Origin of the sequence: Alkalibacillus haloalkaliphilus C5 (genome assembly GCF_000269905.1) — a bacterium.
GTDB classification, from domain to species: domain Bacteria; phylum Bacillota; class Bacilli; order Bacillales; family Alkalibacillaceae; genus Alkalibacillus; species Alkalibacillus haloalkaliphilus_A.
In genome coordinates this window covers 1-13,043 of sequence record NZ_AKIF01000082.1, presented here as the reverse complement: position 1 = coordinate 13,043, position 13,043 = coordinate 1, and the positions used below count along the sequence as shown (strand labels likewise).

General features: G+C 38.1%; 10 protein-coding genes and 3 pseudogenes. 12 read left to right on the top strand and 1 reads right to left on the bottom strand.

The genetic code is table 11. The features are described from left to right. Positions 1–304: 304 nt before the first annotated feature. From pyrR to A194_RS18060, 12 genes and pseudogenes are all read left to right on the top strand, one after another. The gene (pyrR, locus tag A194_RS0109715) at positions 305–844 is read left to right on the top strand and encodes a bifunctional pyr operon transcriptional regulator/uracil phosphoribosyltransferase PyrR (RefSeq protein WP_017186657.1); all 540 of its coding nucleotides are present in this window, start codon (positions 305–307) and stop codon (positions 842–844) included. 153 nt (positions 845–997) lie between these two features. After that, positions 998–2,338 (top strand): uracil-xanthine permease family protein, encoded by a 1,341-nt coding sequence (locus tag A194_RS0109710; RefSeq protein ID WP_017186656.1) that lies wholly within the window; start codon positions 998–1,000, stop codon positions 2,336–2,338. A 23-nt stretch (positions 2,339–2,361) separates the two neighbouring features. Beyond that, a complete protein-coding gene (locus A194_RS0109705) occupies positions 2,362–3,285 on the top strand; it encodes an aspartate carbamoyltransferase catalytic subunit (protein WP_017186655.1) in 924 nt (307 codons plus the stop codon). After that, positions 3,245–4,516 (top strand): dihydroorotase, encoded by a 1,272-nt coding sequence (locus tag A194_RS0109700; RefSeq protein ID WP_017186654.1) that lies wholly within the window; start codon positions 3,245–3,247, stop codon positions 4,514–4,516. The genes A194_RS0109705 and A194_RS0109700 overlap by 41 nt, the downstream gene beginning before the upstream one ends. Continuing rightward, entirely contained in the window at positions 4,509–5,633 is a 1,125-nt protein-coding gene (locus tag A194_RS0109695; RefSeq protein WP_017186653.1) for a carbamoyl phosphate synthase small subunit, read from the top strand. The genes A194_RS0109700 and A194_RS0109695 overlap by 8 nt, the downstream gene beginning before the upstream one ends. Next, positions 5,600–8,800, top strand: a complete 3,201-nt coding sequence (carB, locus tag A194_RS0109690; protein ID WP_017186652.1) for a carbamoyl-phosphate synthase large subunit — start codon at positions 5,600–5,602, stop codon at positions 8,798–8,800. Before A194_RS0109695 ends, carB begins: the two co-directional genes overlap by 34 nt. After that, positions 8,797–9,312, top strand: a complete 516-nt coding sequence (locus A194_RS18070) for a ferredoxin reductase domain-containing protein (protein WP_017186651.1) — start codon at positions 8,797–8,799, stop codon at positions 9,310–9,312. The genes carB and A194_RS18070 overlap by 4 nt, the downstream gene beginning before the upstream one ends. A gap of 65 nt (positions 9,313–9,377) precedes the next feature. Continuing rightward, positions 9,378–9,557 carry an iron-sulfur cluster-binding protein gene (locus tag A194_RS21190; RefSeq protein WP_017186650.1) on the top strand — a complete coding sequence of 60 codons (180 nt, stop codon included), beginning with the start codon at positions 9,378–9,380 and terminating at the stop codon, positions 9,555–9,557. Continuing rightward, a pseudogene (locus A194_RS18065) lies at positions 9,554–10,479 on the top strand (dihydroorotate dehydrogenase). The gene A194_RS21190 and the pseudogene A194_RS18065 overlap by 4 nt, the downstream one beginning before the upstream one ends. Continuing rightward, positions 10,452–11,162, top strand: coding sequence for an orotidine-5'-phosphate decarboxylase (pyrF, locus tag A194_RS0109675; protein WP_017186647.1), 711 nt, complete (start codon positions 10,452–10,454; stop codon positions 11,160–11,162). Before A194_RS18065 ends, pyrF begins: the two are co-directional and overlap by 28 nt. Continuing rightward, positions 11,135–11,758, top strand: coding sequence for an orotate phosphoribosyltransferase (gene pyrE, locus A194_RS0109670; RefSeq protein ID WP_017186646.1), 624 nt, complete (start codon positions 11,135–11,137; stop codon positions 11,756–11,758). Before pyrF ends, pyrE begins: the two co-directional genes overlap by 28 nt. A 238-nt stretch (positions 11,759–11,996) precedes the next feature. Beyond that, positions 11,997–12,381: pseudogene (locus A194_RS18060) on the top strand (SH3 domain-containing protein). A 245-nt stretch (positions 12,382–12,626) separates the two neighbouring features. Here the strand turns inward: A194_RS18060 and A194_RS0109660 are convergent. Next, positions 12,627–12,989: pseudogene (locus A194_RS0109660) on the bottom strand (NFACT RNA binding domain-containing protein); the annotation flags it as partial. Positions 12,990–13,043 lie beyond the last annotated feature (54 nt).

Sequence of the window (13,043 nt, the reverse complement as noted above, 5' to 3'; positions counted from 1 at the left end):
ATGCTAAAAATTAGAATTTACACATCCAATTACAGGTGAAACAGTAACTGTGACAGCTGAACCACCACAAATCTTTTTAGATACAATTGAGAAAATTAAAATGATGCCTTGACTTTTGTATTTAAAACGGTAGAATTAATAACTAAGAAATAAATATATGAAAACCTTTAAGCATAGTCCAGAGAGGCTATCAAGGTAACGATGGATAAATAGGGATAAGTATGGCTAAGTATACCCTCTTTTGTTACCTTGGTGTAGCAAAAGAGGGTTTTTATATGTTTAGCAATAGACAGGAGGGGTCAAGTTGAAAGAAAAAACGCAGCTTTTAGATGAACCAGCAATAACTCGAGCAATTAAACGCATTTCTCATGAGGTTATTGAGCGTAACAAAGGAACAGATGACTTAGTGTTAGTCGGCATTAAGACGAGAGGAATGCCCCTTGCCAGACGAATTCAATCAGCGATTAAACAAATTGAAGGTGTGACAGTTTCGACTGGTGAACTTGATATTTCCCTTTATCGGGATGATCTTTCTAATATAGATGAACAAGAAGAAGCAAAAGTTAATCAATCGAATATCGATCAAAATTTGAATGGAAAAACCGTCATTTTAATTGACGATGTTTTATTTACAGGTCGAACGGTGCGAGCAGCGATGGATGCTGTTATGGACATAGATCGACCTAAGCAAATTCAATTAGCAGTATTAATTGATCGGGGACATCGCGAGTTACCAATTAGAGCTGACTATGTCGGAAAAAACATTCCAACATCTCTACAAGAAGTCATAAAAGTCCAGCTAGAAGAAACTGATGAGCTAGAACAAGTCAGTATTTACGAATAATTAAATAGAAGACCTTTAAACATTAGTCCAGAGAGGCTGAAAAGGTCGTGAAGTAAGCGTACATACGGGGATGAGTATGTGTACGTATACCTCTTTGCGACCTTTCGCAAAGAGGTTTTTTTATACTCTAAAAGATTAAAGGGAGAGTTACATATGGACAGAGAGAAAAAAGTGTTAGATGTTCAAGAAGTGCCACATTGGAATAAATGGTTGTTATTAAGTTTACAACATTTATTTGCTATGTTCGGAGCTACGATTTTAGTGCCTTACTTAATTGAGATGCCACCAAACGTAGCGCTCGTGACGAGTGGTTTAGGGACGTTAGCTTACTTACTTATTACTAGAGGGCAAATTCCAGCGTATTTAGGGTCTAGTTTTGCATTTATAGCTCCAATAATAGCAGCGAGTGCTGCGGATGGGTTAGCCGGAGCAATGGTTGGTGCCTTCTTAGCCGGTATTGTGTACGGAGTTGTTGCCTTAATGATTCAAGTGAGTGGTGTGAATTGGTTGCTGAAAATATTACCTCCAGTAGTTGTTGGTCCAGTAATTATGGTGATTGGTCTTGGGTTAGCACCAACGGCTATTGATATGGCGATGCATAATTCTAACGGAGAAGTTGAGCTAACATATGTATTTGTCGCTAGTGTGACTTTGTTGATTACAGTCATTGCTTCTGTATTTTTTAAAGGCTTTTGGAGTGTAATCCCAATTTTATTAGGAATTGTTGGCGGATATGTCACGGCGATTCTAGCTGGAATTGTAAATACTAACGGAATAAATGAAAGTTGGAACAATTTAACGAGTAGTCAATCTGTTGGAGAGTTTATAAACGCTCTATTTGTTACACCTGACTTCATCATTCCATTTGTTGATTATCAACCATTGGATGTTTTAACACTATCAGTAGTATTTATTATGGTACCTGTTGCTCTCGTAACAATTACTGAACACATTGGTGACCAAATGGTGTTATCAAAAGTAACGAACCGTAACTTTATTAAACAACCAGGATTAAATAAATCATTAATGGGTGACGGTGCTGCTACGGTTATTGCTTCAGCACTAGGTGGACCACCAAATACGACGTACGGTGAAAATATCGGTGTCCTTGCGATTACACGAGTGTTTAGTGTGTTTGTTATCGGAGGTGCAGCGTTACTTGCGATTTTCTTCGGGTTTGTTGACTTAATTGCAGTGCTTATTGAATCGATCCCAGAAGCTGTTATGGGCGGTGTTTCCATCTTACTATTCGGTGTAATCGCCTCTAGCGGTATGAGAATGTTAATTGATAATCAAGTCGATTTAGGTGTGAAAAGAAACTTAATTATTTCATCTGTCATTTTAGTGATCGGAATTGGAGGAGCAGTCATTCCTGTAACTGAAGAGTTAGAAATTCCAGGCCTTGCGTTAGCCGCAGTAGTTGGTGTCATCTTAAACCTAGTACTACCTGGACGTGAACATGCTGAAGGTAATGGGAATATGTTCGAAGACTAACTGATATAGAGGGTGCTAAAACTATGAATCTATTTAAAATGGATGATCTAACAAATCGTGATCTTCACGGTTTGTTAGACTTAGCCCAAAAGTTTAAAAGTAGCAAAATAGATGGAAGTCACTTAAGCGATAAAATAGGTGCATTGTTATTTTACGAACCATCTACTCGAACGAAGTTAAGTTTTGAAATGGCTTGTCATAAGTTAGGCTTTCAATTGTTGAGTTTCTCAAAAGAATCATCGAGTGTTACAAAAGGTGAGTCACTATATGACACGGTGAAAACAATTGAAGCGTTAGGAGCGGATTTCGTTGTCATTCGTCACCCTGAAGAGCAATATTACAAACAGCTAGAAGGCGTAAACATTCCAATTATTAACGGGGGTGACGGTTCTGGTGAACATCCATCACAATGCTTGCTTGATCTTATGACCATTAAAGAGCAGTTCCGCTGTTTTCAAGACTTAAATGTAACGATATGCGGTGATATTAAACATAGCCGTGTAGCAAAGTCCAATGCACATGCATTAAGCCGCTTAGGATCCAATGTTCGTTTAGCCGCAAAAGAAGAATGGCAAGATCCTGAACTACCTTATTCTTATGTGAATTTAGATGACGCATTAACCGACACTGATGTACTGATGCTTTTGCGCGTGCAAGCCGAACGACATAATGAACAGTCATATGATGAAAACTCTTATCTGAAAAAATACGGCTTTACAATTGAAAGAGAATCTTTATTGCCAGAGTCTAGTATTATTATGCACCCAGCACCTATTAATAGAGGAGTAGAGATTGATTCGAGTTTAGTCGAAAGTTCTAAATCAAAAATTTTCACCCAAATGGAAAATGGCGTTTATATTAGGCAAGCCATTATATATAACGTACTACATAAAGGGGGAGCTTTATATGAAAACATTAATCAAAAATATCAAGCTACAAGAAACTAATACAAACCTTTTAATCGAAAATGGTTTGATTGCAGGAATTGGTTCAGTAAATACTGATCAAGTAGATGAAGTTATTGATGGTAAAGGACAGCATTTATTCCCAGGTTTCGTTGATTTGCATGTTCATTTCCGTGAGCCAGGTGGTGAGGCGAAAGAAACGATTGAAACAGGTTCAATGGCAGCAGCTCGTGGTGGCTTTACGACAGTCTGTGCTATGCCAAATACACGTCCTGTGCCAGACAACGAAGGAAATTTAGAACGTATTAATTCATTAATTGAAGATAACGCTCATGTCCGTGTATTGCCTTATGCATCCATTACAACACGTCAATTAGGAAATGAATTAGTCGATTTTGAAACATTGATGAATAAAGGGGCGGTTGCTTTTACTGATGATGGCGTTGGTGTTCAAACAGCAAGTAAGATGTTTGAGGCGATGCAACAATCAGCAAAACTAAACCAGACAATTGTTGCTCATTGTGAAGATAACTCGTTAATTTATGGCGGTGTTATGCACGATGGTATCAAAAATCAAGAGCTAAACTTACCAGGAATCCCTTCTGTAAGTGAATCCATCCACATTGCACGTGATATTCTGTTAGCTGAAGCGACAGGTTGCCACTATCACGTTTGCCACGTTAGTACGAAAGAATCGGTTCGTGTTATTCGCGATGCTAAACGAGCAGGCATTAACGTTACGGCCGAGGTAACACCACACCATTTATTATTATCAGAATTCGACATACCAGAAGATGATGCCAATTATAAAATGAACCCGCCACTTCGAGGTGAGGCAGATCGCCAAGCATTAATCGAAGGTTTACTTGATGGCACGATTGACTGTATTGCAACTGACCACGCACCTCATACGCGTGAAGAGAAAGAAAGCGGATTTATGCAGTCTCCATTTGGTATTGTCGGATTAGAAACGGCCTTCTCGCTACTATATACGCATTTCGTAAAAAACAATAAATTCACATTAGAACAACTCATTGATTGGTTAACCGTTAAGCCAGCTCAATTATTTGACTTACCTTATGGCACGTTACAAGTCGGTTCAAAGGCAGACCTTGTACTAGTTGACCTTGACAAAGAAGAATCGATTAACACATCAAGCTTTTACTCAAAAGGAACAAACACACCTTTTCAAGATTGGAAAGTATCAGGAATACCTACTTTAACGATTGTTGATGGAAAAGTGGTTTGGAAAAAGGAGGAGACTTATGTCTAAACGCTATTTGTTATTAGAAGATGGAACTATTTATGAAGGGCGAGCTTTTGGGGCTGAGCTAAATGACTATGTTGGTGAAGTCGTGTTTCAAACTGGAATGACTGGATACCAAGAGACGTTGTCGGACCCATCATATTGTGGTCAAATGGTCGTTATGACTTACCCTTTAATCGGTAATTACGGAATTAATCGTGATGATTTTGAAACGGTGAGACCTGCTTTAAAAGCATTAATTGTGAAAGAAGCAGAAAACGATCCGTCAAATTTCAGAAGTGAAATGTCAATTAGTCAGTTCTTAAGTCAAAAAGGTATCCCTGGCATTGAAGGAATAGATACACGTAGCTTAGTAAAAAAGATCCGTCGAAGTGGAACGATGAAAGGTATTTTAATAGACGATTTAGCTAATCTAGATCAAGTAATCAATCACGTTAAACAAACAGCACTTCCTAAAGATCAAGTCAGCCAAGTGTCAGCCGTTAAACCATATGTCGTTCCAGGAAGAGGACTTCGGGTTGTATTAGTTGATTATGGGATGAAGCATGGCATATTACGAGAATTAACGGAAAGAGGGTGCCACGTCACAGTAGTCCCTTATGATACGACGGCAGATGAAGTGATGCAGCTTCAACCAGATGGCATTATGCTATCAAATGGCCCTGGGGATCCGAAAGACGTACTACAAGGAATTGATCTAGTTGAAGAGTTGGTTGGGAAAGTTCCAATCTTCGGCATTTGCTTAGGACATCAACTTATTTCTTTAGCTTGCGGGGCTAACACCGAAAGACTTAAGTTTGGTCACCGTGGAGCGAATCATCCAGTTAAAGTGATCGAAACAGGTGAAGCTTGGATGACTTCACAAAACCATGGTTATACAGTATCAACTGAATCTATTAAACATACAAAACTAAAAGTTACACACCAAGCAATCAATGATGGTTCGGTTGAAGGAGTGGAACATGAAAGTTTGCCGATCTTCTCGGTTCAATTTCACCCAGAAAGCTCACCTGGACCAAGTGATGCCAACATCTTATTTGATCAATTTTTAAACATGATGAAAGAAAATAAACTAGGAGGGGTTACATCATGCCAAAAAGAACAGATATTCGTAGGATCTTAGTTATTGGATCTGGTCCAATTATTATCGGTCAGGCAGCTGAATTTGATTACTCTGGTACACAAGCATGCCAAGCGTTAAAAGAGGAAGGTTATCAAGTTATATTAGCCAACTCAAATCCAGCGACTATTATGACAGATGATACGATCGCAGATGTCGTATATATGGAGCCGTTAACCCCTGAGTTTTTATCCAAGATTATTCGCAAAGAACGCCCAGATGCCTTATTAGCAACATTAGGAGGTCAAACAGGTTTAAACTTAGCAACTGAGTTAGATCAAAGAGGGGTTCTGCAACAATATAATGTTGAATTACTCGGTACGAACTTAGAAGCAATTGAAAAAGCAGAGGATCGTGAATTGTTTAGACAGCTTATGATTGATTTAAACGAACCGATTCCTGAAAGTACGATTGTTAGTACAGTAGAGGATGCCGTACAGTTCGCAAATAAAATCGGATACCCTATTATTGTCCGTCCAGCCTACACATTAGGTGGTACTGGTGGAGGTATGTGTGACGATGAACAATCACTTATCGAAACCGTTCAGAATGGGTTAGCTGTATCACCAGCGAATCAATGTTTAATAGAACGTAATATTGCTGGGTATAAAGAAGTGGAGTACGAAGTGATGCGTGACTCTAATGATAATGCGATCGTCGTATGTAACATGGAGAATTTTGACCCAGTTGGTGTCCATACAGGTGACTCAATCGTTGTGGCACCATCACAAACGTTAAGCGATCGTGAATATCAAATGTTAAGAGATGTTTCACTTAAACTAATTCGAGAGCTGAACATTGAAGGTGGCTGTAATGTTCAACTGGCACTAAATCCGAACAGTTTTCAATACTATGTCATTGAAGTAAACCCACGAGTAAGTCGTTCTTCAGCACTAGCTTCTAAAGCAACCGGTTATCCGATTGCTAAGTTAGCAGCGAAGATCTCAGTGGGATTAACGTTAGATGAAATGAAAAACCCCGTAACTGGAAGAACTTATGCTCATTTCGAACCGTCGTTAGACTATGTTGTTACAAAGATTCCAAGATGGCCTTTTGATAAATTCCAAGCTGCTAATCGTACGTTAGGTACACAAATGAAAGCAACTGGTGAAGTGATGGCGATTGGTCGTAATTTTGAAGAATCACTACAAAAAGCAGTACGCTCATTAGAAATCGGTACTCATGAGCTATATATTCCAAAACTAAGACAATTAGCTAATACTGAACTGTTAAAAAGGTTACAAAAAGCAGATGATGAACGACTGTTTTTAATTGCTGAAGCGTTTAGAAGAGAGTTTAAGCTAGAAGAGATTTTCAATTTAACTCAAATTGATTATTGGTTCTTACACAAACTTGAAGATTTAATCAATCTTGAACAACAACTTAAAACCCAACCATGGAATTATGATTTAACAGTAATAGCAAAACGTTTAGGTTTCTCCGATCAAACGTTAGCAAGACTTTGGGATACTGAAGAGAAGTTTATATATGATTGGCGATTAGAAGAACACATTAACCCAGTCTACAAAATGGTAGATACGTGTGCTGCAGAATTCGAATCTGAAACACCTTACTTTTATAGCACGTATGAACAAGAAACAGAGTCGTTTGCGTCTAATCGAAAAAAAGTTGTCGTACTAGGTTCTGGCCCAATTAGGATCGGTCAAGGGATTGAGTTTGATTACGCAACGGTACATTCAGTACTAGCATTAAAAGAAGCTGGGTACGAAGCGATTATTATTAACAATAATCCGGAGACAGTTTCAACAGATTTTCATATATCCGATAAGTTATACTTCGAACCTTTAACAATTGAAGATGTGATGCATGTCATTAATCTTGAACAACCAGAAGGGGTCATTGTTCAATTCGGTGGCCAAACAGCGATTTCACTAGTTGATGATCTAGTTGAACGCGGTGTGGAAATCTTAGGAACTTCGAAAACGGCAATTGATTGTGCGGAAGATCGTGACCAGTTTGAACAAATGTTAGAGAAGCTTAATATTGCAAGACCGAAAGCTAAAATCGCAACAAGTAAAGAAGAGGCAATCGGTTTGGCACGTGAAGTTGGCTATCCAATTTTAGTGCGACCTTCTTACGTGTTAGGCGGCCGTGCGATGGAAATTGTATACGAAGAGCGTGACTTAAATCGATATATGGAAGAAGCAGTTAATGTTCATCCGAATCGACCAGTCTTAATTGATCGCTATTTAGTCGGTCAAGAGTTAGAAGTCGATGCGATTAGTGATGGTGAGACAGTTGTAATTCCAGGTATGATGGAACATATTGAGCGAGCTGGTGTGCACTCTGGTGATTCGATTGCGGTCTATCCGACACAAAGTATACCAGAATCAGTTAAACAAACATGCGCTCAAATTACAACAGAGATTGCGAAAGAACTAAATGTTAAAGGACTTATCAATATTCAGTTTGTTTATCACGAAGGTAAAGTGTACGTCTTAGAAGTAAACCCACGTTCAAGTAGAACGGTTCCATTTTTAAGTAAAGTAACAGGCGTTACGATGGCAAATTTAGCAACTCAAATCATGTTAGGAAGAACTTTAGCGGATTTAGGTTACCGTTCAGGCTTAATAGAAGAAGACAGTACAATTTCGGTTAAAGTACCTGTATTCTCATTCGAAAAGTTACGAAGTGTTGATATTACGTTAGGGCCTGAAATGAAATCAACTGGCGAAGTAATCGGTCGCGACAACACTTTAGAGAAAGCTTTATACAAAGGAATCATTGCTTCTGGACTTAAAGTTCCAACAGAAGGAGCTGTACTTCTTACAGTAGCGGATCAAGATAAACAAGAAATGGTCAACCTTGCAACGCGTTTCCATGCTCTAGGGTTCCAGTTATATGCAACGACTGGTTCAGCGAATGTTATCAAGCAACAAGGATTACCAGTTGAAGAAGTAAATAAAATTGCTGATCACAAACGTAATATTTTAAATGTCATTGAAGAAGGAAGAGTCCAATTTGTCATTAACACTTTATCGAGAGGGAAACAAACTCATACAGATGGTTTTAAGATCCGTCGTGAGGCAGTAGAGCACGGGATTGCATGTTTAACTTCATTAGATACGGCAGAAGCGATTTTAACGGTGATCGAGTCGATGAGCTTCTCAGCAAGTCCTATGCCTAAACAAGAGGTTGTGACAGTATGATTCAAGAGCAAATGACAGTTGTTAAAAATAGCTCAATCGCACTTGATACTTTTGAAATGGTTTTAACCGGAAAAACAATTCCACAACGAGCAAATTCGGGTCAATTTATCCATGTTGAAATAGGAGAAGGAAATGAACATATGTTACGAAGACCTATTTCAATCGCTGACTTAGATCAAGAGAATGGTTTAATAACGATTATTTATAAAGTGATGGGTGAAGGAACGAAATGGTTAAGTAAACGTGAGGAATCTAATGACTTGAACGTTTTAGGACCACTCGGTAATGGTTTTGATTTAGACCATCATGTAGGTGATAACATTTTAATTGTCGGTGGAGGGGTTGGTGTCCCTCCTTTATACCACGTCACGAAGCGTCTATCACAATATAACAACGTCACAGCAGTATTAGGTTTTCAATCAAAAGAAGCTGTATTTTACGAACAACAATTTAGTCAATATGCAACGACTTACATTGCGACTGATGATGGCTCTTACGGTCACTCAGGTTAGTAACCGATGTAATCAACCAATTTGATGAACCTTTTAGAACGTTTTATGCTTGTGGACCGAATGGGATGTTAAAAGCGGTTCAAAACCAGCTAACTCATTTAGAAGGTTATTTATCTTTAGAAGAGCGAATGGGCTGTGGGATCGGTGCTTGTTTCGCATGTGTTTGTGAGTACCGTAGCAAGAAAGGTTACGTTAAAATTTGTCAGGATGGTCCTGTCTTAAAAGCAAGTGAGGTGTTGTTATGAATCTAGCCGTATCTTTAGGGGAACTAGAGCTTAAAAATCCAATTATGCCAGCTTCCGGTTGTTTCGGATTTGGAAAAGAGTTTAGTCAGTTTTACGATTTAAACACACTAGGTGCAATTGCTATTAAAGCCGCTACAGGAGAGGCGCGCTATGGCAACCCGACTCCTCGTGTTGCAGAAACGTCATCAGGCATGCTGAACGCTATTGGGCTACAAAATCCGGGTGTTGATGGCATTATTGAAAATGAGCTACCCTTCTAGAAAACTACGAAACACCGATTATTGCTAATATTGCTGGTAGTACACTTGAAGAATATGTACACGTTGCTGAGAAGATGGCTAATGAACCAGTTATTAAAGCACTAGAGCTAAATATATCTTGTCCTAATGTGAAAGAGGGCGGTGTCCAGTTTGGCACAGACCCTCAATTAGCATATGAAGTGACTTCTGCTGTAAAATCAGTCAGTTCAAAACCAGTTTTCGTTAAATTATCACCTAATGTAACCAATGTCAGTCAAATAGCTGAAGCTGTAGAAAATGCAGGAGCAGCCGGGTTGGCCATGATTAATACATTAACGGGAATGCGTCTTGATCTACATAGCCGTCAGCCAGTGGTCGCTAATCAAACAGGTGGGCTATCAGGACCAGCTATTAAACCGATTGCGATTAGGATGATCCATGAGGTAAGAAAACAAACAAACCTACCTATTATCGGTATGGGTGGGATCTCAACCGCAGAAGATGTCATAGAGTTTCTACTTGCAGGAGCCGATGCTGTGGCAGTTGGTACGGCTAACTTTAAAGATCCATTCATTTGTCAAACGCTTATTAGCGAACTTCCCAATACTTTAGAAGACTATCAATTTAATTCAATTCAGGAAGTGAGGGAGTCAAGGTGTCACAATCCGTCTATCTCGCTTTAGATGTTAAGAGTTTACAAGAAGCAAAACAATTGTTAGAAAAAAACAACCTGTCAAAAATACCAGTAAAAGTCGGTATGCAACTGTTTTACCGTGAAGGTGAACGAGTACTTAATTATTTAAAGGAACAAGGTCATCCGATCTTTTTAGATTTAAAGTTACACGACATACCGAATACGGTTAAAGAATCGATGAGAAGTTTAGCCCAGTATGAGCCTGATGTTATAAATGTGCATGCTGCTGGTGGTATGAACATGATTGAAGCGGCTAAAGAAGGCTTAATCGTCGAAAACTGTCACGCCATGTTATTAGCTGTGACGCAATTAACATCTACAGATGAACAAATGCTAAATAATCAGCTACTCATTTCTCAATCAATGGATGAGACGGTAAAACATTATGCATCAATTAGTCAACAAAGTGGTGCAGATGGTGTCGTTTGTTCAGTATTAGAAGTTTCATCTATTAAACAAGTTTGTGGAGAAGAGTTTCTAGCACTGACACCTGGCATTCGGTTAAGTGAAAACGAACATGACGATCAAAAACGTGTTGCTACACCTAAATTGGCCAGAAAAAATGGTAGTGACATGATCGTCGTTGGACGTACTGTTACGAATGCTTCTAACCCTAAAGAAGCATATGAACAAGTTTTAAAGGAGTGGTCATCATCTCACGTCAAACAATAGCTCAAAGGTTAATTGATATTAATGCTTTAAAAGTCAATGTACAAGAACCATTTACGTGGTCTTCAGGGATACAATCACCAGTCTACTGTGACAATCGTTTAACGATGTCATATCCAGATGTTAGACAGACAATCGCAAATGCCTTCGTTAACGAAACTAAAGATTTAGATGTAGATGTAATAGCAGGTTGTGCAACGGCGGGCATTCCTCATGCTGCGTTTGTATCGGATCAGCTGAATTTACCGATGGTTTATGTACGTAGCAAGCCAAAAGGGCATGGACTTGAAAATATGATTGAAGGTAAAGTTGATCAGTGTGAACGTGTCGTTGTAATTGAAGATTTAATTTCTACTGGAACAAGTGCCATTAAAGCAGCTGAAGCCTTAAAAGAACAAGGTTGTCACGTGGTAAAAGTATTATCAATTTTCTCATACGGATTAAATGAAGCTGAGGATAATTTTAAAGAAGCAGGCTTTGAATATGAAAGTCTAGTAACTTTCGAAGATGTCGCTTCATTATTAACTACGAATGGAAACATAACAGAAGCAGAACGAGAACAAGTATTAAATTGGCGCGATGACCTCGTGTTAAGTTAAAAAGAACAACATCATTTTAAGTAGTTCAGTTTAGGAGTACAGAATTGTAATTTGTACCCTTAATTGAACTACTTTTTACATATAAAATTGTTTTCTATAATGTAAGTCTATTGCTAATGCAAATTGTATAAATAATTGCAGAAACTCAAGGGTGATTAACATTTATATGGTAAAATAAGACAAAGAAGGTTTGTTCAACTAACGAAGCAGGATAGTTAAAAAAGGGGGGCTGACAATTATGGGAGATGAAAAATATAAAAATGCTTATATAGTAACCAAGCAACATACAAGCAACTATCCCAACCCAATTAAACTTTTTAAAGGGCAGGTTGTTATTGTAGGTAAAAAGTATGAAGGCAAAGAAGAATGGAATAACTGGATATATTGTTACACTGAAGATAAACATTTAGAGGGCTGGGTACCCGAACAAATAATTCATATTCAAGGTGAGCAAGTTGATTTTAGAGGATTATATTGCAAAAGAATTAGAGGTTAATGTTTATGAACAGCTTATTAAATATAAGGAACTAAATGGTTGGATGTGGGTTAAAAGCCTAACTAATTCTGAAGAAGGTTGGGTACCTAAAGAAAACGTACAAGCAGTAAACGGAAATTTGTGTTAATGGGGGCGTTAGTTTAATAAGAGATAAAATAAGGTTGGCAAATTCCATTATTATTTGCACCGTCTTCAATGAATATTGTGGTTTGCAAACTGGGTGCATTTTCCTGTGTTAATAACTTTCAAAAAACAAACATTGATATAGAAATTTAAAATGAGCGTCAAAATGCTATGCATTTCAACGCTCATTTTAAATTATAGTTTGTACTCCAAACTGAACCATCTACCATATCTGGTTCGTCAATTTAATTATTCATTTACTTTTAATTGATTAATTACTTTTTCATCTGGTGTCACGTAAACAGTTTGTTGATTATCATAGGTGACATAACCAGGTTTAGCACCGTTTGGCTTACGGACATGTTTAATGTTCGTGTAATCAACAGGTACAGATGAAGACATTTTTGCTTTACTATAAAAGGCTGCGATCATTGCTGCTTCTAAGATCGTCTCTTCACTCGGTTCACTTGAACGAATGATGACGTGTGAACCAGGAATATCTTTCGTGTGTAACCAAATATCTTCTTTGTTAGCCATACGATTTGTAACGAATTCATTCTGTTTATTGTTACGACCTACAATGATCTCTACACCATCTGAAGATTTATAATAATCAGGTGTAATCCTATTTTTGTTTTCTTCTTTTTATTTTTACTTTGTTTTTGT

Bases quoted from the DNA above. Each gene is read 5' to 3' on its own strand.
- A194_RS0109710 (WP_017186656.1), top strand. From the start codon at position 998: ATGGACAGAGAGAAAAAAGTGTTAGATGTTCAAGAAGTGCCACATTGG.
- A194_RS0109705 (WP_017186655.1), top strand. From the start codon at position 2,362: ATGAATCTATTTAAAATGGATGATCTAACAAATCGTGATCTTCACGGT.
- A194_RS0109700 (WP_017186654.1), top strand. From the start codon at position 3,245: ATGAAAACATTAATCAAAAATATCAAGCTACAAGAAACTAATACAAAC.
- A194_RS0109695 (WP_017186653.1), top strand. From the start codon at position 4,509: ATGTCTAAACGCTATTTGTTATTAGAAGATGGAACTATTTATGAAGGG.
- carB (WP_017186652.1), top strand. From the start codon at position 5,600: ATGCCAAAAAGAACAGATATTCGTAGGATCTTAGTTATTGGATCTGGT.
- A194_RS18070 (WP_017186651.1), top strand. From the start codon at position 8,797: ATGATTCAAGAGCAAATGACAGTTGTTAAAAATAGCTCAATCGCACTT.
- A194_RS21190 (WP_017186650.1), top strand. From the start codon at position 9,378: ATGTTAAAAGCGGTTCAAAACCAGCTAACTCATTTAGAAGGTTATTTA.